General features: G+C 64.7%; 20 protein-coding genes. 10 read left to right on the plus strand and 10 right to left on the minus strand.

Features of this window, described 5'->3' with window-relative positions; translation table 11 throughout:
• Positions 1-25: 25 nt before the first annotated feature.
• The 3 genes from QY049_RS11225 to QY049_RS11235 form a co-directional block, all read right to left on the minus strand.
• A complete protein-coding gene (locus QY049_RS11225; RefSeq protein ID WP_194481766.1) occupies positions 26-1,378 on the minus strand; it encodes an MFS transporter in 1,353 nt (450 codons plus the stop codon).
• 226 nt (positions 1,379-1,604) lie between these two features.
• Positions 1,605-3,554 (minus strand): hypothetical protein, encoded by a 1,950-nt coding sequence (locus QY049_RS11230; RefSeq protein WP_194481767.1) that lies wholly within the window; start codon positions 3,552-3,554, stop codon positions 1,605-1,607.
• Positions 3,555-3,652: 98 nt separating this feature from the next.
• Complete coding sequence (locus QY049_RS11235) at positions 3,653-4,735, minus strand: YbhN family protein (protein ID WP_194481768.1); 1,083 nt, start codon at positions 4,733-4,735, stop codon at positions 3,653-3,655.
• A gap of 428 nt (positions 4,736-5,163) precedes the next feature.
• Between QY049_RS11235 and QY049_RS11240 the strand changes: the two genes are divergently transcribed.
• From QY049_RS11240 to QY049_RS11250, 3 genes are all read left to right on the plus strand, one after another.
• Entirely contained in the window at positions 5,164-5,670 is a 507-nt protein-coding gene (locus QY049_RS11240; protein WP_194481769.1) for a ferritin-like domain-containing protein, read from the plus strand.
• A gap of 142 nt (positions 5,671-5,812) precedes the next feature.
• A complete protein-coding gene (locus tag QY049_RS11245; protein ID WP_301269336.1) occupies positions 5,813-7,228 on the plus strand; it encodes an MFS transporter in 1,416 nt (471 codons plus the stop codon).
• Positions 7,229-7,332: 104 nt separating this feature from the next.
• Positions 7,333-9,732: an EAL domain-containing protein gene (locus QY049_RS11250; protein WP_301269337.1), complete on the plus strand. Its 2,400-nt coding sequence runs from the start codon at positions 7,333-7,335 to the stop codon at positions 9,730-9,732.
• Between the two features lie 4 nt (positions 9,733-9,736).
• Here the strand turns inward: QY049_RS11250 and QY049_RS11255 are convergent, their stop codons facing one another.
• Positions 9,737-10,171: a hypothetical protein gene (locus QY049_RS11255; RefSeq protein WP_194481772.1), complete on the minus strand. Its 435-nt coding sequence runs from the start codon at positions 10,169-10,171 to the stop codon at positions 9,737-9,739.
• A gap of 60 nt (positions 10,172-10,231) precedes the next feature.
• On the opposite strand from QY049_RS11255, the gene QY049_RS11260 reads away from it, so the two are divergent.
• Complete coding sequence (locus QY049_RS11260) at positions 10,232-10,819, plus strand: hypothetical protein (protein WP_301269338.1); 588 nt, start codon at positions 10,232-10,234, stop codon at positions 10,817-10,819.
• 65 nt (positions 10,820-10,884) lie between these two features.
• Entirely contained in the window at positions 10,885-11,484 is a 600-nt protein-coding gene (locus QY049_RS11265; RefSeq protein ID WP_301269339.1) for a YdcF family protein, read from the plus strand.
• Between the two features lie 12 nt (positions 11,485-11,496).
• On the opposite strand, the gene QY049_RS11270 is transcribed toward QY049_RS11265, so the two are convergent.
• Positions 11,497-12,840, minus strand: coding sequence for a PLP-dependent aminotransferase family protein (locus QY049_RS11270; protein WP_301269340.1), 1,344 nt, complete (start codon positions 12,838-12,840; stop codon positions 11,497-11,499).
• 185 nt (positions 12,841-13,025) lie between these two features.
• Between QY049_RS11270 and QY049_RS11275 the strand changes: the two genes are divergently transcribed.
• Positions 13,026-13,262, plus strand: coding sequence for a DUF1127 domain-containing protein (locus QY049_RS11275; RefSeq protein ID WP_301269341.1), 237 nt, complete (start codon positions 13,026-13,028; stop codon positions 13,260-13,262).
• A gap of 663 nt (positions 13,263-13,925) precedes the next feature.
• On the opposite strand, the gene QY049_RS11280 is transcribed toward QY049_RS11275, so the two are convergent.
• The 5 genes from QY049_RS11280 to QY049_RS11300 form a co-directional block, all read right to left on the minus strand.
• Positions 13,926-14,234 carry an addiction module antidote protein gene (locus tag QY049_RS11280; protein ID WP_194481777.1) on the minus strand — a complete coding sequence of 103 codons (309 nt, stop codon included), beginning with the start codon at positions 14,232-14,234 and terminating at the stop codon, positions 13,926-13,928.
• A gap of 63 nt (positions 14,235-14,297) precedes the next feature.
• Positions 14,298-15,044, minus strand: a complete 747-nt coding sequence (locus QY049_RS11285) for an outer membrane protein (RefSeq protein ID WP_194481778.1) — start codon at positions 15,042-15,044, stop codon at positions 14,298-14,300.
• Positions 15,045-15,728: 684 nt separating this feature from the next.
• Positions 15,729-16,028: a helicase associated domain-containing protein gene (locus QY049_RS11290; RefSeq protein ID WP_246755783.1), complete on the minus strand. Its 300-nt coding sequence runs from the start codon at positions 16,026-16,028 to the stop codon at positions 15,729-15,731.
• A 197-nt stretch (positions 16,029-16,225) separates the two neighbouring features.
• Positions 16,226-16,651, minus strand: coding sequence for a universal stress protein (locus QY049_RS11295; RefSeq protein ID WP_194467273.1), 426 nt, complete (start codon positions 16,649-16,651; stop codon positions 16,226-16,228).
• A gap of 51 nt (positions 16,652-16,702) precedes the next feature.
• Positions 16,703-17,239 carry a histidine phosphatase family protein gene (locus QY049_RS11300; RefSeq protein WP_194481779.1) on the minus strand — a complete coding sequence of 179 codons (537 nt, stop codon included), beginning with the start codon at positions 17,237-17,239 and terminating at the stop codon, positions 16,703-16,705.
• Between the two features lie 93 nt (positions 17,240-17,332).
• On the opposite strand from QY049_RS11300, the gene QY049_RS11305 reads away from it, so the two are divergent.
• The 4 genes from QY049_RS11305 (at position 17,333) to flgK (ending at position 23,772) form a co-directional block, all read left to right on the plus strand.
• Positions 17,333-18,814, plus strand: coding sequence for an FAD-binding oxidoreductase (locus QY049_RS11305; RefSeq protein ID WP_194481780.1), 1,482 nt, complete (start codon positions 17,333-17,335; stop codon positions 18,812-18,814).
• Positions 18,815-18,901: 87 nt separating this feature from the next.
• Complete coding sequence (msrB, locus tag QY049_RS11310; RefSeq protein WP_128950827.1) at positions 18,902-19,414, plus strand: peptide-methionine (R)-S-oxide reductase MsrB; 513 nt, start codon at positions 18,902-18,904, stop codon at positions 19,412-19,414.
• Between the two features lie 190 nt (positions 19,415-19,604).
• Positions 19,605-21,857, plus strand: coding sequence for a flagellar hook-basal body complex protein (locus tag QY049_RS11315; RefSeq protein WP_194481781.1), 2,253 nt, complete (start codon positions 19,605-19,607; stop codon positions 21,855-21,857).
• Between the two features lie 34 nt (positions 21,858-21,891).
• Positions 21,892-23,772: a flagellar hook-associated protein FlgK gene (flgK, locus tag QY049_RS11320; protein WP_194481782.1), complete on the plus strand. Its 1,881-nt coding sequence runs from the start codon at positions 21,892-21,894 to the stop codon at positions 23,770-23,772.
• Positions 23,773-23,777: the final 5 nt, after the last annotated feature.

The following is a 23,777-nucleotide window of genomic DNA, read 5'->3' on the forward strand; positions in this document are numbered from 1 at the left end:
GTCCCACTCCGATCACTCGGAGCGCTCAGGAGGAACGCTTGAGCACCACCCGCTCGATCCTGCCGACCACCACGAGGTATGCGATCGCCGCGACCAGCGCGTTGATGCCGACGAACACCAGGGCGCCGTTGAAGGATTTGGTCGCGGCCACGATGTAGCCGATCACGATCGGCGTGGTGATCGAGGAAAGGTTGCCGAAGGCATTGAACAGGCCGCCGGAGACGCCGCCGGCCTCCTTGGGCGAAGTGTCGGAGACGACAGCCCAGCCGAGCGCGCCGATGCCCTTGCCGAAGAAGGCGAGCGCCATGAAGCCGACCACCAGCGCCTGGCCGTCGACATAGTTGCAGGCGATGATCGACATCGACAGCAGCATTCCGCCCACGATCGGTATCTTGCGCGCCATGGTCAGCGAGCCGGTCTTGCGCAGGATGACGTCGGAAATGATGCCGCCGAGCACGCCGCCGATGAAGCCGCACAGCGCGGGCAGCGTCGCGACGAAGCCGGCTTGCAGGATCGACAGGCCGCGCTCCTTGACCAGGTACACCGGGAACCAGGTCAGGAAGAAATAGGTCAGCGTGTTGATGCAGTACTGGCCGAGATAGACGCCGAGCATCATGCGGTTGGAGAGCAGCTGGCGGATATGATCCCACTTCGGACCGGAATCCGCTGCGCGTTCGTCCTTCAGATCGTTCTTGGGCGCGTCGAGATCGACCAGCGCGCCGCCGTCCTTGATGTAGTCGAACTCGGCCTCGTTGATCGAAGGATGTTCTTTCGGTCCGTAGACGGTCTTGATCCAGGCGAGGCCCATGATCACGCCGAGCCCGCCCATCACGAAGAACACGTAGCGCCAGCCATAGTCGTGGGCGATCCAGGCCATCAACGGCGCGAAAATCACGGTGGCGAAATATTGTCCCGAATTGAAGAAGGCCGAGGCGGTGCCGCGCTCATTGCCGGGAAACCAGGCCGCCACGATGCGGGCGTTGGCGGGGAAGGACGGTGCTTCCGCGACGCCGACCAGAAGACGAAGCGCGAACAGCGCGACGACGGCAGCGCCGGAACTGAGAAAGCCGACCCAGCCCTGCATCATCGTGAACAGCGACCAGACGAGGATGCAGAACGCATAGACGAGGCGCGACCCGTAACGGTCGAGCAGCCATCCGCCCGGCACCTGTGCGACCACGTAGGACCAGCCGAAGGCCGAGAAGATCCAGCCCATGGCGACGGGGTCGAGATTCAGCTCCTTGGAGAGCGCAGGGCCTGCGATCGAGAGCGTGGCACGGTCGGCGTAATTGACGGTGGTGACCAGGAACAGCATGGTCACGATGAACAACCTGACGCGAGACCGTTTCACGTCCGCTGCGGACATCACTGCGCTCATCAGGCGCCTCCTTGAACTCGAAATGTTTCCTCGAGGCGACTCCTAGAGGTGCGCGCGGGAAAGTGTCCAAGTTCAAGGGAGTATTGATTGATGCCGTTTTTGAATTGATGGAACGGCAGAGTGCGGGAACGCGGCCGCCTCGACGCAATCACTGCCGTCGCGGCGTACTGGATTGCCCGACTGCCGTGCGGGCGGTGACGTCGCGTTTGGGTAAGCCGCGTCTTTGCTACTGCTGGGCGCCCGGCAGCAGCGGAGCCAACAGCCCGGGCGTGACGCTTGGTGGTACGGCGTCCAGCCCGAGCACGGCGCTTGCGGCAGGCAATGTCGCATCAGCCATCGCAGCGTGACCTTCGGCGCTAGGATGCACGGCGCCGCCATAGACCGCGGAAAGCACGCCCCATGTCGCGTCGTGAATGTCGTTCGGCTGGCTCGCTGCCGGCAAGCCTTGCGGATAGGTCATCGCGGCGAAATAGCTGTCATTGGCGTCGCGGATCCAGCGCGCGCGCGGCAGATAGGCGCGATATTCCGAGGCGCCGCGGCCGCAGAGCATCGGCTGGCTCGCTGCGCTGACGATGTCCGGATTGAAGCTCTGGCCGTTCTCGGCAAAACAGGTGCGATCGAATTCGGGATCGTTGCCGGAATGCGCGCAAAAACCGTGGTCGGCGAAGGCGGCCTGATGCGTGTCGACGAAGGTCATGCGGTCAGCCTCGGGATCGCGGCACAGCGCGCCGTGTGTGCAGGTGGCGAGCCCCTTCAACTGCGGCAGGAACTCGGTATCGACGAAGGTCGACACGCGGGCGAGGCGTTGCGGATCGGCGTTGAAGGCGGGATGGATGTCGAAGCCGGCGCGGCCGCCGCGGCAGGGCACCCCGCCGTCGGCCAGCGCCGGGTTGGCGTAGGAGACGTAGACCACGTGCGAGAGATCGCCGCCGACGAGCGGCTTCAGCGCCTCGCGCAGCTTGACGAAGTTCTGCGGCAGCTCGCGCTGCAACGCGTCGCGGGACTCATCGACGCTTGCCATCACGCCGGAGCGGCGGAACAGCGCGCGCTCGGTCGCGGTGTCGACGATGACGTCGGCGACGAGGCCGGAAAAGTAGACGTCGTTGGCGCCGATCGAGAGCAGCACGAGATCGAGGTTGCGGTCCGGCTGGCGCTTCTTCGCCGCGGCGAGCGCCTCGCGCAGTTCGGCGATCTGGGCGTTCACGCTGGTGTTGCAGACGCCGCTCTTGCCGGGCGGGCATTCGCGGGCGCGTTGCGAACCGAGCAGCCCGTCACTGATGCTGGCGCCGGTGCAGGCGAGCGGCAGATAGGTGACCGCGATATGGGTGTAGCGCACCGCGAGCGCGAGCGCGGTGCGGGCCTGATAGCTGTAGAGCGAACGGTGGCAGGGCGAGTTGAACCAGAGCGCGCTGTAGCGTTGCCAGTTGGCGAGCGTATCCGGTGCCTCGCAGGCGCGGCCCCCCTTGAAGCCGGCGCGGCTCGGCCGGTAGTACTGTCCGCCGGCGGTGCCGAGATAGGAGCGGAAGCAAAAGCCCTCGTCGGACAGCGCCAGCGGCCGGTCCGGATTGCCTTCGCCGGAGGCGATGCTGTCGCCGAGACCGGCGATGAAGATGTCGCGCACCTGGATCTCGGTCTGGATGCGCTGGCTCGGATCGGAGCCGGAGGACACGTCGACGGTCGCCACCGTCTGCTTGCCGTAGCGCACCCGCAGATTGATCGGCTCGGCGCAGTCGAAGGTCGAGGTTTGCGGTCCGTCGCCGTCGTCGAACGACCAGGCGCAGGTCGCACCGACTGGCACCGCGCCGGTCAGCCGCACGGTGACGGGATGATCGATCGGGGTCAGGTAGTTCTCTTTGACGTTGTCGCGCGTGCAGGGCTGGTTGACCCGGCCCTGGAGGTCGATACAGAGCCGGTTGACCATGTTGCGAGCCCAGCCGCGGCCTTCGCTTTGCAGCTCCATCGATTGCTCGGCGGCGAGGATGCTGCGGTTTCGCGCATTCTCGACATGCAGCAGGAAGTCGCGCTCCTCGCGGAACAGGCGGAAGCGATTGCGGACCTCCCAATTGATCTGCAAGGCGCCGCTGTCCTGCGCGGCTGCGGGCTGAGGCAAAACGGCGAGGAGCCCTGCCAGCAGCAGGGCGCCCGCGAGACATCGGCGAAGGGAAACAGGGATCATGGCCCGCGTCTTCAACGGCAAAGTTGAGGCGGAAATAAGAGAGGATTGCCGTTCGGCCTGCAACCTTCGTCTGTCGCCTTTGCAGGTCGCGGCCGGCCTTACCGTTTGCTCGCCTGGCGCAGCGACCGCTCATGCTCCATCGCCGTAACCTGCTTGGGCAGGTTGGCCTGCGCGCAGGCCTCCGCCAGCCGCCGTCGCTCCTGCCAGGGCTGGACGACGTTCATCCAGAGCTCGCGGGTGCCCATGATGGAGATGGCCAGACCGAACGGGATCACGAAATAGAGAATACGGAAGACCAGCAGTGTCGCCAGCAGCTGCTCACGGCCGAATTCGGGCAGCGCCACCAGCATGGCGGCGTCGAACACGCCGATCGAGCCGGGCGCATGGCTGGCAAAGCCCAGCAGTGTCGCCAGGATGAACACAACGGCGAGCGACAGGAAGTCGATCGGCGGAGTGGAAGGGATCAGCAGATACATCGCAAAGGCGCAGAAGCCGAGATCGACCACGCCGATCAGGATCTGCACCAGCGTCAGCGGCGCTGACGGCAGCACCACCTTCCAGCCCTTCTGGCCGAGCTCGCGTCGTTTCTCGCCCATGCAGAGCCAGACCAGATAGGCCCCGATCGAGGCGAGGCCGCCGAACGCGATCAGCCGGTTAATCGACGACGGCAGCTGGTCCATGTAGGAGGCCGCGTCCGGGTGGATGGCCATGCCGATCGACAGCACGAAGATGTTACCGAGCCAGAAGGTCAAGCCGGAGAGGAAGCAGATCTTCGCGACGTCGATCGCGTTCAGCCCATAGTCCGAATAAATCCGGAAGCGGATCGCGCCGCCCGTGAATACGGTGGCGCCGATATTGTGGCCGATCGAATAGGACGTGAAGCTCGACAGCGCTGCGATGCGATAGGGCACGTGCTTCTTGCCGATCGTTCGCAATGCAAAAAAGTCATAGAAGGTCAGCGTACAGAACGCGAAGAACACGCAAAGCGCCGCCAGGCCGATATTGCCACGCGGGATATCAGCCAGCGCGGTGAGGATGGCGTTCCTGTCGATCCCGTGGAGGGTCCGCACGAGCGTGGTGACCGCGAAGGCGATGATCATCACGCTCGCGGCAATTCCGAGCCGTCGCCAGCCGATCCATCTCTTGAAGCCGCGCTTCAGCGCGGGCAGCAGTCCGTGCATTCATCCTCCCGGCGGGGGGCAAGACCGACCGGGCCAGACATTGGCCGGTCGGTTGCGATCACTGCCCGAAAAGGGCGTCGATCGCTAGGCATGATGTAGCTCATTTAAGGCAAAAACAGCGACTTGTGCAGCCCTTGACAACGACAGGTTCTGCGCCGGATCGGCCGTTTCTGTCATACATGGTTCACATCGCCCGCGCGTTAAGCATATGAGTCGGGGACCGAGCCTCGACCGCGTAACCTTTCATTGAGATGGTCTCAAATCCTGCGCTCGCAAGCTTTGTTCCGGCGCAAACGCGGCGAGGCTTTTTTGGAACGACGGCGCCGCGCACCGGTTAGCGCCCCATCAGCAATCGAACACGGCGAAACAACAGGCTTTTCGTGCAAGCCGGTACGGTCGTGTTCCCGAAACCTGCAAGGATCGGAACGATGGGACTGTTCACCAAAGACATCAAGACCATGAACGACCTGTTCGTGCATCAGCTCCAGGACATCTACTACGCCGAGCAGCAGCTCACCAAGGCGCTGCCGAAAATGGCAGACAAGGCTACCGATCCGCAGCTGAAGCAGGGCTTTTTGACGCATCTCGAGGAAACCAAGCAGCACGTCGCGCGGCTGGAGGAAGTGTTCAAGATGCACGGTGCCCAGGTGAAGGCGGTCGACTGCCCGGCGATCGACGGCATCATCGAGGAAGCCGACGAGACCGCCGGCGAGGTCGCAGACAAGGCGGTGCTCGACGCAGCGCTGATCAACGCCGCGCAGGCCGCCGAACACTACGAGATCGTCCGCTACGGCAGCCTGATTGCCTGGGCCAAGCAGCTCGGCCGCAGCGATTGCGCCGCCGTGCTCGCCAAGACCCTCGAGGAGGAGAAGGCGACCGACAGGAAATTGACGTCGCTTGCAGAGAGCAAGGTGAACCTGCGGGCGGCGAGCTAAGGCCGTCTTCAGCCACCAGAGCGCCGCGCGGCCAATCCCGCGCGGCGCGGCCTTATCGGATATTCATCATTCGGTCATTGTCGAAACATGGCGACGGACCGACGGTGTATATGTCGCATGGGGCTGCAATCGAGGTGGCAGCATGCGCGCCAATACCATCAAATTCGAATCCTTCGACGCGAACGGTGCTCCGCGCACCGCATCGCGCCTCGCGACCTCGCTCACGCTGGCGGCGATGAGCCTCGGCTACGGCGTGGTGCAGCTCGACGTCACCATCGTCAACACTGCGCTCGATGCCATGGGCAAGACGCTCGGCGGCGGCGTCGCCGAGCTGCAATGGGTGGTGAGCGCCTACACCATCGCCTTTGCCGCCTTCATCCTGACGGCGGGCGCACTCGGCGACCGGATCGGCGCCAAGCGCATCTTCATGGCGGGGTTCGCGATCTTCACCGCGGCCTCGCTAGCTTGTGCGCTGTCGCCCAACGCCATCGTGCTGATCGGCGCGCGGCTGGTTCAGGGGCTGGCAGCGGCGATCCTGGTGCCGAATTCGCTGGCGCTGCTGAACCACGCCTACACGGACGATCGAGCGCGCGGCCGTGCGGTCGCGGTCTGGGCCGCAGGCGCGAGCCTGGCGCTGACCGCCGGTCCCTTCGTCGGCGGCGCGCTGATCACGCTGGTCGGCTGGCGCGCGATCTTCCTGGTCAATCTGCCGATCGGCCTCGCCGGCCTGTGGCTGAGCTGGCGCTATGCGAGCGAAACCACGCGGGCGCGCTCGCGCGAGATCGATCTGCCGGGCCAGCTTGCGGCGATCGCCGCACTCGGGTCGCTCGCTGGCGCGATCATCGAAGCCGGTGCGCTGGGATGGGGCCATCCGGCCGTGGTCGCGGCCTTCGTGGCCTCAGTCGTCCTTGCCGCGCTGTTCATCTGGCGCGAGAGCCGCACGGCGCAGCCGATGCTGCCGCTGTCGTTGTTCAGCCACCGGCTGTTTACCCTGACCACGATCGTCGGTCTGCTCGTGAACATCGCCATCTACGGCCTGATCTTCGTGCTGAGCCTCTATTTCCAGCGGATCAACGGCCTGTCGGCGTGGTGGACCGGGCTTGCTTTCGTTCCGATGATGGGTGCGGTGCTCCCGGTCAATCTGCTGGCGCCGCGCCTTTCCGAGCGTATCGGGCCATGCCCGACCATCGTCGTCGGCGCCTCCATATCCGCGCTCGGCTGTCTCGGCCTGGTCTGGATCGAAGCCGGGACGAGCTATTGGGCGATCCTTGCGCAGATGATCGCGATCAGCGGTGGACTTGGCCTCCTGGTACCGCCGCTGACCTCGACCTTGCTCGGCAGTGTCGAGAAGGCGCGCTCCGGCATCGCCGCCGGCGTGCTCAACGCGACGCGACAGACCGGCAGCGTCCTCGGCGTCGCGCTGTTCGGGTCGCTGATCGCTTCGGACAGCGCCTTCGTGCCGGGCCTACACCAATCGCTGATCATATCGGCGGCGGTCCTGCTGATCGCGGCGGCCGTGATCGGATTTGGTGCGAGGGCCCCGGCACGCGCAATGTGAACAGTCGCACACATTCCCTGTTCACCATTCCGGTAACCGGCGCATAGCCGGTTACCGACTGTCCATTTCTGCCGGTTCTAGTGCCCGATGAATGGGGGCCGGCAATGTATCAAGTTCTGTTTTGTCTCACCGACCAGCATGATTGGCGTCTGGTCGCACTCGGCGGCGCGGTGTGCCTGCTTGCGAGCGCGGCGGCGATCAGCCTGTTTCACCGGGCGCGCGCGGCCAGCGGCGGTGCTCGCCTCGTGTGGATCACCCTCGACGCAGTCGTGGCCGGCTGCGGCATCTGGGCAACCCATTTCATCGCGATGCAGGCCTACGGGCCGGGCGCCGGCGGCGCCTACAACATCCCGGTGACGGTTCTCTCGCTGGTCTTTGCGATCGCCGTCACCTTCATCGGTCTCAGCATCTCGGTTTCGGCAAGACGCGGAGCTTTGGTCGCGGTCGGTGGTGCCATCGTCGGCGCAGGCGTGGCAGCGATGCATTATACCGGCATGATGGCGTTCGAGATCCCCGCTCATGTCGGTTGGAGCACGAGAACCGTCACGGTCTCGATCCTGCTCGGCATCGTATTCGGATCATTCGCCCTGTTCGTCGCGGGCCGAGGCGATAGCCTGTCCAACGCGCTCGGCGCAACGATCCTGCTCACCGTTGCCATCGTCTCGCACCATTTCACCGCCATGGGCGCACTGGAGTTGACGCCCGATCCGACCCTTGCGATCGGCGGTCTTTCGATCCCGCCGGCGTCATTGTCCATCCTGACTGCCAGCGCGGCCGCTGCTATTATCGCCATCGCGCTCGCGGCCGCCGTGCTCGACCGTCGCGCCAAGGGCGAGATCGGACGCCAGCAGGTCGTGCTCGACACCGCGCTCGAGAACATGTCGCAGGGCCTTTGCATGTTCGATGCGGAAGGCAAGATCATCCTGTTCAACGAACGCTATGCGGCGATGCTCCGCCGCTCCGACATGCAGCTCACCGGCCGCGTCTTGATCGAGGTTCTCCGCGAGGAGGCGGCGAAGGGGCAGTGGACCGGCGATCCCGAACAATTCTTCGCACGCCTTGTCGACGATGCCCGGGACGGACGTACGACGACGGACGTCATTCGTCGGTTCGACCGCTCGATCCGTGTCGTCAACCAGCCGATGCAGGGCGGCGGTTGGGTCGCCACCTTCGAGGACATCACCGAATGGCTGGAGGCGCAGGCCAAGATCTCGCACATGGCGCGCCACGACGTGCTGACCAATCTGCCGAACCGCGTGCTGTTCCACGAACAGCTTGAACAGGGATTGCGCCGGGCGGACTCGAACGACCAGCTCGCGGTGCTCTGCCTCGACCTCGATCATTTCAAGGACATCAACGACTCGCTCGGTCATCCCATCGGCGATGCGCTGCTCAAGGAAGTCGGCCGCAGGCTGAAGGCGACCGTCGGCGAGCACGACACCGTCGCCCGTCTCGGCGGCGATGAGTTCGCCGTGGTTCAGATCGGCCGCTCGGAGGAAGCCGCCGCGCGAGCGCTTGCCGGCCGCCTCGTCGAGGTGATCTCCGCGCCTTACGAAATCGATGACCATCAGATCGTGATCGGGGTCTCCATCGGCATCTCGCTGTCGCCGCAGGACGGCAGCAATCCCGACGAGTTGCTGAAGAATGCCGACCTCGCGCTGTACCGCGCCAAGGCCGACGGCCGCGGCACCTATCGCTTCTTCGAGACCGGCATGGATGCGCGCGCGCAGGCGCGGCGCCTCCTTGAAATGGATCTGCGCGCGGCGCTCCAGCGCAACGAGTTCCAGCCCTATTATCAACCGATCCGCGACGTCGCCAGCGATCGTGTCGTCGCGTTCGAGGCGCTGATGCGCTGGAACCACCCCCAGCGCGGCCTGATCTCGCCGATCAACTTCATTCCGCTTGCCGAGGAGACCGGCCTCATCATTCAGCTCGGCGAGCTGATGTTGCGCGGTGCCTGCGCCGATGCAGCGACCTGGCCCGACAATATCGGCGTCGCCGTCAACCTGTCGCCGGTGCAGTTCAAGAATCCGAACCTGATCGCATCGGTGACCGAGGCGCTGGAGAAATCCGGGCTGGCGGCGCGCCGCCTCGAGCTCGAGATCACCGAATCCGTGCTGCTCCAGAACAGCGAGGCAACGCTCACGACGCTGCACGAGCTGCGCGCCATGGGCGTGCGAATCTCGCTCGACGATTTCGGCACCGGCTATTCGTCGCTGAGCTATCTGCGCAGCTTCCCGTTCGACAAGATCAAGATCGACCGTTCCTTCGTGTCGGAGCTTGCGACTCGCGACGATTCCGTGGCGATCATCCGTGCGGTGACCGGTCTCGGCCGCAGCCTCGGCATCGTCACCACGGCGGAGGGGGTCGAGAATGACGCGCAGCTCGAGCTGCTCCGGCGCGAGGGCTGCACCCAGGCGCAAGGTTATCTGTTCAGCCAGCCGAGGCCGGCCTGCGATGTCGCGATGATGCTGGATCGGCCGCGGCTGCGGGTTTCGGCCTGACCGACTAGCCGCGGCGCAGCGCGAAATGCGCGCCGCAGAACGCCATCACCGCGCCGAGGCACAGCGCCGCGAGACCCGCGAGCACGCCTGATATGGTCGGGATCGGGCTCGGGGCCGAGGCTGCCTGTCCGGCGCCGGCGAGCAGCAGCACGCCGACCGCGATCAGGAATTGGCGCATCCGCTGCGGGATCTGGCCGGAGACGGCGCTTTGCATCAGGCTCGCCGTGAAATAGCCGCCGGAGAATCCGACCGTCGCGATCAGCCACCACGCGATCGCCGCGCCCGTCGGCATGAACTCGTGCGTGTCGGAGCGCCAGAGGCCGCCGAGATCGAGCCCGTAGCGCGCACCCAGCATGTGCACCGCGAGCGCGAGCAGCACGCCCGAGACCATGGCGGCCCCGAGAATCAGCCGGCGCGGAAAATAGATCGTCTCAGCCATGCCTCGCTTGTAGGATGGGTGAGGGCGATCGCGCAAGCGGATCGCAGACGGGATCGAGTGATGCGGGTTTCGGACGGGGAGGGACAGTCGCTCACGAGCTACGCCTACAAGGCGTCGCTGATCGGCTCGGCGCATCGCTTCGAGCTGACCGAGGAAGGATTGTCCTGGCACATCGCCGGCCGCTCCGGCGTCTGGCGCTATGACGAAATCAGCGCCATCAGGCTGTCGTTCCGCCCGGTCTCGATGCAGCAGCACCGTTTCCGCGCCGATGTCAGCCACGCCAAGGGCGGGCGCATCGCGATCCTGTCGACGAGCTGGCAGACCGCGGCGCTGATGGCGCCACAGGACAATGGCTTTCGCGCGTTTATCGTCGAGCTGCATGCGCGGATGGCGAAGGCCGGCAGCCGGGCCGAGCTCACCGCCGGCCTCGGCACCAAGACCTATGGGGCGGTGCTGGCGTTCCTGGCGCTGTTGGCCGTGGCGATGGCCGGGCTGCTGATCCGCGCGCTGATGATCGGGGAATTCGCCGGCGTGCTGTTCATTCTCGGCTTTGCCGCGCTGTTCGCCTGGCAGGTCGGCGGCTTCGTCCGGCGCAACCAGCCGCGCAGCTATGGCTTTGATCGGTTGCCGGCCGGCTTGCTGCCGTAGCACCTGCAATCGGCCGCAATCAAATTTGACTTCGCAGCCGCGCGCCGGTCGCGCATCGTGCCGCGATGACATCAGGGAATTGCAGCACGCGCCTGCCGACGGCCGACGAGATCGCCGAGATCAATCGCATTCATTTGATCGACACGCTGCTTCGGCCCGCCGACCTGCTGTTTCTGTTCGGCACCCGCGAGGACGTTGCGCTCCGCGTCGAGGCTGCGGCGCGGCTGTGGCGTGACGGCTTCTTCCGCTGGGTGATTGTCAGCGGCGGCGTGACGCCGGGCTCGGAGCAATCCGAGTGCGAGATCATCAAGGCGGCGATGGTCGCCGCGGACATTCCGGCGGAGCGGATCCTCGAGGAGCACCGCGCGATGAACACCGGCGAGAACGTGATCTACTCGCTGCCCATCATCGACGCGGCGCTGGGGCTGCACAACATCCGCAGCGTGATCTGCCTCGGCAACACCTGGACTGCGCGGCGTTATCCGATGACGCTGCACCGGCACTGGCCGGAGGTGACGAAGCTGCTGCTCACCGTCGACAGTTTTGCGACACCGCGCACGCTCTGGCATACCGACGCCGAGTTTTGCCGTCGTGTCCTGCACGAATGGCACAAGATCGAGCCGTACAAGGCGAACGGCTTTATCGCCGAATGGCCGGAGGCGTAAACGGCGAGCGCGTTACTCCGTCGAGTCGAAATCTTCCTCCTTGGTGCCGAGCAGCGATACGATCGTGCGCAGGCCGGAATCGAGCTGCTCGAGCGAGGGGGGCGCAAGCGCCAGCCGCACCGCGTTCGGGGCGTGGCCATGCGCGACCGCGAAGGTCGAGGACGGCGTCAGCGCGATGCCGCGCCGCGAGGCCGCGGCAACGAAGGTCTGCGAGCGCCAGTGCGGCGGCAGCGTCAGCCAGAGATGATAGGAGCGTGCGTCGGCGGCGACCTGGTAGCCCGCGAGCAGCCGTGCTGCTGTCTGCTGGCGGCGCGCGGCGTCGATGCGCTTCAGTCGCGTCAATTCGGCGACGGTGCCGTCGGCCATCAGCCGCTGTCCGGATGCGAGCGCGTGGCCCGAGGCGATCCAGCCGCCGGTGCGCACCGCGCTCATCACGCTTTCGCGCAAGTGCGGCGGCGCGACGAGGATGCCGAGGGCAAGGCCCGGCGCGACCTTCTTGGACAGACTATCCAGCACGATGCAGCGGTCCGGTCCCAGCGCCGCGAGCGGCGTGTCATCGGCAAGGAAGCCGTAGACGGCGTCTTCGATGATGGTGAGATCGAGCTTCTCGGCGACGCGCATGATGTCGGCGCGCCGTGTCGCGTTCATGGTGACGCCGAGCGGATTCTGGATGATGGGCTGGAGATACAATGCCGACAGATGCGCTTCGCGATGCGCCTTCTGGATCGCATCGGGCCGCGCGCCAAACTCGTCCATCGGGATCGGCACGAGTGTCACGCCGAGCCGCGCGGCGATGCTCTTGATGTAAGGATAGGTCAGTGCCTCGACGCCGCAGCGGCCTCCGGTCGGCACCAGCGCCGCCAGCGCGGCGGCGAGCGATTGCTTGCCGTTCGCGGTGAACACGATCTGCTCGGCCTGCGGCGTGAAATCCTTGCGCGCGAGATAGGCGGCAGCGGCATTGCGCGCGCTCTTGGTGCCGGTGCTGGTCGAGGAGCGCAGCACGGACTCGAGCGCATCGACGCGCTCGAGCCCGGCGAGGCTCTTGGCGATCATCGCCCATTGCTGCGGCAGTAACGGATAATTGACCTCGAAATCGATGCGCGCATCGCGCGGCTCGGCGACCGTCTCGACCTCGCGCCTGATGTCGCCTGATATGAACGTGCCGCGGCCGACCTCGCCGACCACGAGCCCGCGGCGGAGCAACTCCGTATAAACCCGGCTCGCAGTCGAGACTGCAATGCCGCGGTCATATGCAAAATTGCGCTGCGGCGGCAGGCGGTCGCCGGCTCTTAACGTGCCCTTAGCGATATCTGCGGCAATGGCATCCGCAAGCTTCACGTACTCGAACTTGGACATTATTGCACCGAGAGCAATGTTTTCCTTGCTCCGAGCAATGTACTGGAGCATTTAAGTTCCATCAAGTTCCGCGATTGAGCCGAGTTGAGCGAGAGCAATCCGACGGCAAATGAGGTGCAGACGCTCAGGCGTTTGCGCCAACGGCACCTGCTTCGCCGCGCGGGACACAAGGCCGGAGAAGAAACATGACCACGATCTCGCAAACTGCCGGGCGGAGTCTGCGCCCATCCTCGTCGAGCGGATTTTTTGCCGCGCTCGCAGGCGCCGCCTACGCCCTGTTCGACCGCCTGGAGCGCCGCTCCGCCGTCAAGACGTTGAACGAGCTCGACGACCGCGCTTTGCGCGACATCGGGATCAACCGCAGCCAGATCGAAGATGCCGTCTACGGCCAGTTCAAGGCCGAACTGACGCGCTATCTGTAAGGCACCTGTGTCGCGGACGCGCTGCAGCGTTCTCACGCTGCTGCGCAGAGCCGGGACCCGGGAGGCGACACGGCGCGCTGATACATGGGCCCCGCTCTGCAGCGCACCGTACCGGACGATGCCTCTCAGCGCCGGGAGCCTGCGCTGGGTCCGGGGCACGGGACCTCTCTTCAATAGATACGCCTTCGCATCCTCGCGGCTTGTGCCCGAGCTTTGCTTTGTCGCCTCATTGAGGCCGCAGGGAAGACCGGGTGCCGACCTCGCACCCGCGGTCCGCTGCGCGCATGTAGCGCAAAAGGACTGCACAGCGGCATACAGGTGTGGCCGAACACACGGCCTTCCCTGCGCAGGAGGAAAATTAATAGGGCCACGCACGCGCACACTCACAGACGCGCTCTTCATCTCGTTGATTTTTCTAAACTACTATTCCCTTAATGCCGCGTGCGCGCGTCGGCGGGCGCGCACACAATCGCGGCACATCGCGAGAACGGGGACACATCATGGCTCGCAAAGTCAGCTTTTAGCGCCTCGAAAGCCGACGATCTTTATTCCGCTCCGGTAAAGCAACATCATCCAAAAGAAAAGCCCGAGCTGATGCCGGGGCTTTGTCGTTTGAATTCCGCGAGCGTGACCCCCGCGAGCAGTGGCGGTTTCAGCGTTGGCTCAAGCTAGGCCGCTGGCCGGATTGCTTTTCTTAGACGGCCTGCGCTTGGGCGTTACCTTGAACTGCAATCCCATGGCCGTGAGCACAGTGAGGACGGTGGTAAAGTTCGGCAGTTGCGTCTGTGTCTGGAAAGCACGATAGATGCTCTGCCGGGCTAAACCTGTCTCTCGCGCCATTTCTGAGATGTTGAACTCGCCGAGAGCCTTGCCGATAGCTTGGGATATTACATGAGGTTCAGCCGAGGCGAAGGCAGAGTTGAGGTGATTGGCGAGCTGAGCAGGTGTGACGGGTCTGTCGGCTTTGGTCATCGAACATCCCAAAGATAAAAGGCCGGCTCTGTGAGCCGGCCTTTGTTTCTCGAATGCCGCTGCTTAGTACTTTGCGACGATCGGGCCGCCAAAGCGGTAGTTCACACGGACTGTCGCAAGATCAACGTCGCCGCCAGAATTGTAAGTGTCGGCCAAGGCCGCGCCCGTTGTATTATTGATGAAGGTCACGTCGTGATGGCCCAAGAAGATGTGGTCGTACTCGACACCGATACTCCAGTTCGGCGCGAACCCGAACTCGAGGCCGGCGCCGACCGTGCCGCCCCAACGAGTGTTGTAGCCTGCTGATGCAACCGCCAAGCCTGTGGCATTCGAGATGAAGTCAAAGCGCTGATCGACAACGGCAGCGCCACCCTTTGCGTAGAACAAAACATTATTCCAAGCGTACCCGATCTGCCCGGTAAAGAGACCGAGGGCATCGATCTTGGTCGAGAGCGAGTTGAGTGCATTGCCCAGATTCTGGGTCGTGCCATGAATGTCAGCCCAATCGCCCTGAGCCTCAAGGCCGAACACCCAGCTGGCCGACTGCCAACGATATCCGATCTGACCGCCTGCAACCGCTCCGCTCGGATCATAGCAGCCGAGGAACGTTACAGTCGTGACATTATTACGGCAGTCGCGGGCCCAACCACCGCCGCCATTGGCACCGACGTAAAAGCCGCTCCAGTCATAAATCGCGGCTACCATCGGCGGAGCCTTGGTGTAGGGACGGGCCGCGAGGTCTGCTGCGCTAGCGGGGGCAGCAAGACCGAGCGCCAGTGCGCCGGTAGCGATTGCAATAAGTTTCTTCATTGGTATCTCCCCAGAAATAAGAATCGGCGCGACCGCCCAGTTATGGAAAAGTAGCGTTTTCCACTCGCCTAAGCTGTAGCAGTAGCGCCACACCTGCGACAAAAGGACGCCTTGAAAATCTCAACATTTGTTAAGTGGCGGGAACTCACTCCCTTGGAGCCGTCGAGCATTTCGAAGAGCGCGGGGGTCACCAAGTCGTCGTTTTGATTGGCAAAATGGTTGACCCGCCAGCGTGAGCCGGCGGACCTCTTGCCCGTCAACGTCAACTCGTGACGCGCCGGCGTGCCTATCTAAGCCGCTGGAGTGCCCATAGGGCTCAGATCAACCGCAACAGGCGATGACCACGCCGCAATCGGAATTCCGACTGCGCGTCCGCTTGGTCATCCGCTTGCGCTGCGAACTGGTCAGCCCGTTGAGAAGCGCCGGTGCGAGTGGTCGACCCAAACGGTGGCCTCGTTCAATTCACGGACGTTCTGTGGCGCAACGGCCGGCGCTCCTTGCTCCAGGTCAGCGCAGTTGCCGAACTGGCCGTCCGCGGTCCAGCCCAAGCTCGGCTCGCGGTCAGCGGTGTCGTCCTCAGCGATGATCGTGCAGGGGGTTAAAGCCGATGCTGGGCTCATAGTCGGCTTCGTTGATCGGCTTCGAGCCGAAGATCACATCGGTCGTGTGCGCGATGGTCTTCACTCACAGTTGCCCGCCCTGCAAAGCCCTTCGCGCCGATGAGACCCACGCCCCCACAGCCCGGCCCGCGTCGTGACGATCGCGATACGCCCCTCTTCCATGGGCCGGGTTACCGCGACGCATGCGATATTTCCGAAGTTCGGTAAAGTGGAATATTTTTGGCGAAGCGGGTTGCCCCAAGGCTGGGGTGTTTTGCCCGTCGAGGCTGGGCAAGAAAGGGACCGTGCTGACGCGACTGAGCACGCCGAGAAGGAGCAGCACCGAGAAGATGTCGATATAGGCGAGGAAGTCGCCGACCAGCATCAGCTCAGGTGGAATCGGGATGCCGTGATAGTAGGCGCCTATGAGAATGACGACGGGGAGGAAGGCGATGACACCGTCAGCCTGTCCAGCAGCGCCGCCAGTTGCACGACCAGCACGTTCCGTAACGCATCGCCGATCGCCCGCGGGACTTCATAGGTCCATCTCCGCCACCATTGCTCCACGACATTGCTCCGAGTTCAGTGCCTCACAACCAGCACCGAGCACTTGGCGTAACGCACCACATGCCCGGCATTCGACCCCAGGAAATAGGTGCGCATCGCAGGCCGGTGCGAGGTCATGACGATCAGGTCGGCCTTCATGTGCGCGGCTTCCTCCAGGATCTCGTGATAGATACCACCCTGGCGCACCACGCTGGAAATGTGGGCGGGGTCGATGCCGGATTCGCGGGCGACGATGGCGAGAGCCTCTTCCGAGGTCTGGCGCTGCTGCTCGTCGAAATCGGCGGGGACGTATTCGGCCAGCATCACCGGGGTCATCGGCAGCACGTTGAGCAGCCGGATCGATCCATTCCAGTTTTGCGACAGCGTTGCCGCGGTCTCGATCGCAGGCTTCGCCAGATCGGTGTCGGCGAGGTCGATGGGTACGAGGATGGACTTGAACATCTGCGCCTCCCTAATCTTCCAATCAGCATATCTTGTCGGCACGTCGCGCGATCATCCTTGTCGAAGCAACTTGGGGCTGACGAACAGCACCAGTTTGCCGCGGCGGTAGGCCACGTCCCCCCAATCCTTGACGTCAAAGTCGAGGATCGCAAGCCCCGCTGTGGGCAGATTGTCGGCGAGTGCCTTGGCGCTGGCGTGATCGCCACTGCCCGTCAGCATCAGGCCAGCCTCGTGCATGCCGGGATTGTGCCCGACCAGAAGCAATCGCTTGGGATTGGCCGGGACGGTTGCAGTGCGAATGGTTTCGAGAATCTGCGCAGGATCGGCGCCGTAGAGTTCCGGCAGGATCGCGACCTCGGGCGCCGCGACACGGTCCTTCATCGCCTCCCAGGCGACGTCCCAGGTCTGCCGGGCGCGGACGGCATGCGACACCAGCACCATCTCGGGGACGGGCGGATGGCTGGCCATCCATTCGCCCATCTCGGCGGCATCCCGCTGGCCGCGATGGTCGAGCCGGCGGTCCTGGTCACGGCCGCTCGGCGCGTCGGTCTCGGTCTTGGCGTGACGCAGCAGCATCAAACGGCGCATGGCATTCTCGAATCGTTCCACGTCCAGAATAATCTACAGGCGCCCATCGAGGACAAGGTGACAAGCGCCTGCTCGGTATTTTAAGAAAACGACATGAGCGAGACTTTCACAAGCGTGTCCCAGGAAGAAGCCGGCTTTCGCGAGCGTGAACGGCTGTCGTTCGATCTCGACGCCGACATTTGCGTGATCGGGGCAGGGCTTGCCGGCCTTTCCATTGCGCTGGAGGCGGCCCGGCTCGGGGCCAGCGTCGCGGTGCTCGAGGGCCGCCATGTCGGCTGGAACGCCTCAGGCAACCAGCTCGGTACCGTGATGCCGGGTTTCGCGTTGCCGCTCGCCGACCTGATCGAGCGCATCGGCTTCGAGGACGCCAGCGAGTTGTGGACGCTCTCCAGGGAGGGCGCCGAGTTCGTCCGCGCCAACGCCACTGAAGAGAACATGCCGGGCATCGGCCTCACCGACGGGGTGCTCGAGGTCTCGAACGTCGATGCCGGCGACCGGCTGATCAGCCGGCTGCAGATGCTGAACGAGGATTTCGACACCGAGGCCGAGGGCTGGCAGGTCGATCGCGTTCGCGAAGTGCTCAAGACCGATCGTTACTTCCACGGCGTCTATTACCCAAAGGCGTTCCAGGTCGACGGCCGCAAATATGTGCATGGCCTCGCCGCGCTGGCACGGCGCGCCGGCGCCCGCATCTTCGAGGACACACCGGTCGTCAGCATCGATCATTCCGGTATCCGCAAGCGCATCGTCACGCCCTCGGCGCGGCTGCGCGCCTCCCACATCGTGCTTGCCGGCAACATCCATCTCGGCGCGCCCTTGCGGCGCCTGTCGGAAACGCTGCTGCCGGTCTGGCGTTACGCCGGCATCACCGCGTCGCTCGGCGAGCGCGTGCACGAGATCATCGGCTTCAAGGGATCGGTGATGGATTCCGACGGCGTCGATCATTTCCGCATCGTCGATGGCGACCGCCTGATGTGGGAGAGCCCGGAAACCACCTGGGCCGCGCGGCCGCAGCGCTTTGCAGGCGCCGTCAAGCGCCGCATCCGGTCGATCTTCCCAGGGCTCGGCAATGTCGAGGTCACCGATATGTTCGGCGGCGTCACCGGCCAGACCGTGCACGGCATGCCGCAGATCGGCCAGCTGCGCAAAGGCCTGTGGGTGGCGAGCGGGTTCGGCCGCCAGGGCATGAACACCTCGGCTCTGGCCGGGCAGCTGATCGCGCGCAGCATGCTGTGGGGCGATGAGCGCTGGAAGCTGTTCTCGCCGTTCGAGCTGGTCTGGGCCGGCGGCGCCACCGGCCGGGTCGCGGGCCAGCTGGTCGGCCTATGGGGCAGGGCGAGTTCCGCAGCCTCCGGGTCGCTCGCCCGTTACCGCGAGCGGATGCGCGTGAAGGACAGGGAACGCGAGGCGCGGCTGGCCGAGGCCAACAGGGCCGCCGGCACCGGTCCGCGCCGCCAGCCGCCCGGGGAGCGGCCACGGATGGCCCCGCCGCAGCCGCCTGCGCCGGAACAGGCGCAACCGGCCTCCCAAAAGACCTCCCAGGAGACCTCTCACGTGCAGGGCGTCTCGCAATAAGGACGCGAAAAATTCCGCCTGGACGTGTAACATCGGCCGTTAGAGCCCGTATCTCAGGGCGTGGACTCCCCGCGCACGGAGAATCAGATGTTTGACCGCCGCATCCTGTTGACGACTGTCGCCGGCCTGTTCGGCCTATCGGCCTTCCGCTGGCTGAGGGCAACGCCGGCCGAGGCTGGAGAGAAGGCCGCGCAAAAATTCGAGATCGAGAAGACCGACGCCGAGTGGCGCGCACAATTGACGCCGCAGCAATATGAGATCCTGCGCAAGGAGGGCACCGAGCGCCCGGGCTCCAGCCCGCTGCTGAACGAGCATCGCAAAGGCACCTTCGCCTGCGCCGGCTGCGACCTTCCGCTGTTTGCCTCGGAGACCAAGTTCGAGAGCGGCACGGGTTGGCCGAGCTTCTACCAGCCGATCGAGGGCAATGTCGGCAAGACCGAGGACCGCACCTTCGGCATGGTGCGCACCGAGGTGCACTGCCGGCGCTGCGGCGGCCATCTCGGCCACGTCTTTGACGACGGTCCGAAGCCGACCGGACTACGCTACTGTATCGACGGTTTCGGGCTGGTGTTCCACCCCGCGGCGCCGTCGGCGACATAGTCTTTATTTGACGGATTTCCCCGGCAATTGTTGCCGGGCCGGCAATTGTGCCCCGGTCATCCGACCGGGGCATGTCTATTTAAGCCATTGATTTTCTTGTGATACCCGCATTGGCATAGGCCTTGCGACGTCTCCTCCGACTGCGGCCATTGGTCTGCCGGCCGCCGAGATCGGATTTGGAGACAAAGTTATGGGTATCTTCGATGCAATGAACACCTCGGTGGGTGGCCTGCAGGCGCAGTCCTACGCGCTTCAGAACATCTCGGGCAACATCGCGAACTCGTCCACCACCGGTTACAAGGGCATCGGGACCAGTTTCGAGGATCTCATTCCGGACGCCTCCGTGCCGAGCAAGCAGGTCGCCGGCGGCGTCACTGCCCACGCACAGGCGACCATCACCACCCAGGGCACGATCTCGTCCTCCAGCGTCGCCACCAACATGGCGATCACCGGCGACGGCTTCTTCTCGGTGCAGAAGGCGAGCGGCGTGGTCGACAACGTGCCGGTGTTCGACGGCGTCAACTACTACACCCGTCGCGGCGACTTCCAGGTCAACGCCAACGGCAACCTCGTCAACGGTGCCGGCTACTACCTGATGGGCGTCGCGGTCGACCCGAAGACCGGCAACCCGACCGGCAGCGTGCCGACGGTGCTGCAATTCCAGAACAACTTCGTCCCGGCGCAGGCGACGACCTCGATCCAGTACGCGGCGAACCTGCCGTCGGTGCCGAACACCGTGGCGAGCTCGACGGCGGTGAGCGGCACGCTGCTCGCGGCCGGCGGCCTCAACCCGTCCGATTTCGCATCCAACCCGCTGATCGTGGGCACGCCGCCGCCGCCCTATACCAGTGCGACCGTCTCCGGTGCGGCAGCGACCGGCAATCTGCGCTCGGCCTATACGGCGACGACCGCAACGGGATCGGTGGCACTGCTGGACAGCTCTTCGGCCGCGGTCAGCAGCGGCACGTCGCTCGATTCCGCCGTGAGCCCGCATCTCAACAGCACGCTGCTGACCAGCCTGGCCGGCACGCAGATGACGATCAACGGCACGGTGATCAAGTTCGACAACACCGTGTCGGGCGTTACGACCGGCAATCCCACCACGATCGGCCTGCTCTCGCCCACCGGCGCAAAGATGTCCGACATCCTGAACGCGATCACGACGGCGGCCGGTGGTGCGCCCGCGACCGCGACGATGACGTCGAGCGGCAACATCCAGATCACAACCAACACAACGAGCGATATCACGGTTTCGGGCGCAGCGGCCGGCCTGCTCGGTGTCAGCAGCGTGACGCGCGGCGGCAACGTGCTGTCCACGCCTGCGATCACCGGCTCGACTGTGTTGGGCGGCGCTGCGACGGCCGGCGGCGCGGAAGTCCTCTCGTCGGGCTTCGCCGCCAACGACACCATTTCCGTGAACGGTCAGACGCTGACCTTCATGGCTTCGGGTGCATCCGGCCCGAACCAGATCAACGTCACCGACGACATCACGACCCTGCTCGGCAAGATCGACGGCCTGAGCGGCGCGACCGGCTCCTCGATCTCCAACGGCGTGATCACGCTGCAAACCGGTATTGCCAGCCCCACGCTGACGGTGACCAGCTCCAACAGCAGCGCCTTTGCCGCGCTCGGCTTCACGTCATCCATCACCAAGGCGCGCGGCGGCGGCGGTACCTCGGGTACGGGCACCGTGATCGGCAACGACATCGCCACTTTCACGAAGGAATCGATCAGCGGCGGCGCGGTGACCGCCTACAACGCGGCCGGCACGCCGGTGAACCTGCAATTGCGCTGGGCCAAGACCGACAGCGCTTCGCTGGGCACGGGTCACACCGACACCTGGAATTTGTTCTATCAGACCGACCCGAATGCGACCGGCACGACGGTCGGCTGGGTGAACGCAGGACAGTCCTTCACCTTCGCCGCCGACGGTTCGCTCACTTCTCCAAGCGGCTCGGGCATCACGCTCAGCAACGTCACCGTCAGCGGTCAATCGCTGGGTTCAGTCGCCCTCAACATCTCCTCGGGCGCACTGACGGAATATGCCAGCACCAGCGGCGCGGTGACCATCAACACCATCACGCAGAACGGCTACGCCGCCGGTCAGCTCCGTTCGGTGTCCGTCAGCAACAACGGTCTCGTGGTCGGCACCTTCTCCAACGGCCAGAACCTCGACCTCGCCCAGGTGACGCTGTCGCACTTCAACGGCACCAACTACCTCAAGGCGATGGACGGCGGCGCCTACGCCGTGACCGACCAGTCGGGTCCGGCGATCGCGGGAGCCTCGGGCACCATCAGCGGTTCGTCGCTGGAGGGATCCAACACCGACATCGCCGACGAGTTCACCAAGCTGATCGTGACCCAGCAGGCCTATTCGGCCAACACCAAGGTGATCACGACGGCGAATTCGATGGTGCAGGATCTCCTGAACGTGTTGCGCTGATCGGCGCGTAACGTAACCAAAGGCGGCAAGTAACATGGGTTTGAGTTCAGCCCTTGCCAGTGCGATGAGCGGTCTGCGTGCCAACCAGGCCGCGCTCTCGATCGTCTCGTCGAACGTCGCAAACTCGCAGACGCCGGGTTACGTCGCCCAGACGCCGAACCAGATCGAAGTCACCACCGGTGACTTCGGCTCGACGGCCAAGACGACCGGTGTCAGCCGCGAGATCGACGGCTACGTGCTGAACCAGCTGCGCACCGAGACCGGCGGCAGCGGCTATGCCGACCAGATGGCCAACATCCTGAAGCAGCTTCAGAATGTCTACGGCACGCCCGGCAACAGCGGCACGCTCGAAACCGCGCTGAACAATTTCACCTCATCGCTCCAGGCGCTCTCGACCAACGCGGGCTCGTCGTCGGCGCAGACCGTCGCGCTCGGCGCCGCGCAGGCGCTGGCGACGCAGCTCAACGTCACCACCAAGGGCATCCAGTCGCTGCGCTCGAACGTCGAGCAGGATCTCGGTACCTCGTCGCAAGCTGCCAACGCGGCGATGAACCAGATCGCCGACATCAACACCAAGCTCCAGGGCCTGGCGCCGAACGATCCGTCCGCGGCGACCTTGATGGACCAGCGCGACCAGGCCATCAACACGCTGTCGAAATATGTCGACGTCCGCGTCACCACCGATGGATCGAACCAGGCCAACATCTACACCACCACCGGCGTCCAGTTGGTCGGTGCGGGGCTCGCCTCGCAATTCTCGTTTACGTCTTCCGGCACGCTGGGGGCGACGTCGCTCTACAACGTCGATCCGGCCAAGTCGGGCGTCGGTGCGCTCACCATCAAGCTGCCGAACGGCTCGTCCATCGACGTTGCCGGCAACAACGTGGTCTCCTCCGGCCAGATCGCCGCCGACCTGAAGCTGCGCGACCAGACGCTGGTGCAGGCGCAGAACCAGGTCGACCAGCTCGCCGCGACGATGTCGAGTGCGCTGTCGGACAAGACCACGGCGGGCACCACCGTCTCCGGTCCGCCCGCGGGCTTCGACATCGATCTGGCCGGCGCGCAGCCGGGAAACACCGTCAACATCACCTATACGGATTCCACCAACACCCAGCGCCAGATCACGCTGGTGAACGTGACCGACCCGGCGGCGCTGCCGCTCCAGAACGCCACCAACGCAAATCCGATGCAGGTCGGCGTCAATTTCTCCGGCGGCATGGGCGCGATCGCGTCCGCGCTCAACACCGCGCTATCGGGCTCGCACCTGACGTTCTCCGCGGCTCCGTCGCCGGCGACCGCGACGACGCTCCGCGTCACCGACGACAACAGCGGCCTCGCCAGGATCACTTCGGCGTCGAGCACCAAGACGGTCTCGTCACTGACCTCGGGTGGTCCCCAGCTGCCGCTGTTCACCGATGGCGGTCAGGCGCTCTACACCGGTGCGATCACGGCCTCGGGCTCGCAGATGACCGGCCTTGCCGGCCGCATCGCGGTGAACACGCAGCTCACCGCCGACCCGACCAGGCTGTCGATCTACAGCACCTCGCCGGTGACGCCGACGGGTGACACGACGCGCTCGGACTATCTCTACTCGCAGCTCACCAATGCGGTGTACTCCTATTCGCCGCAGACCGGCCTCGGCTCGGCGAGCCAGCCGTTCACCGGCAGCGTTTCGAACTACCTCCAGCAGTTCTTGAGCGTGCAGGCCAACGCCTCGACCCAGGCGACCCAGCTGCAGCAGGGCCAGAGCGTCGTGGTGTCGACGCTCCAGGCCAAGTTCAATTCGACCTCCAGCGTCAATCTGGACTCGGAGATGTCGAACCTCATCCAGCTTCAGAATGCCTACGCCGCCAACGCCCACGTGATGTCGGTGGTGCAGAGCATGATGAATACGTTGATCCAGGCTCAAGGGTAATCAGT

It is taken from the genome of Bradyrhizobium sp. WYCCWR 13022, from assembly GCF_030435535.1.
Lineage (GTDB): Bacteria > Pseudomonadota > Alphaproteobacteria > Rhizobiales > Xanthobacteraceae > Bradyrhizobium.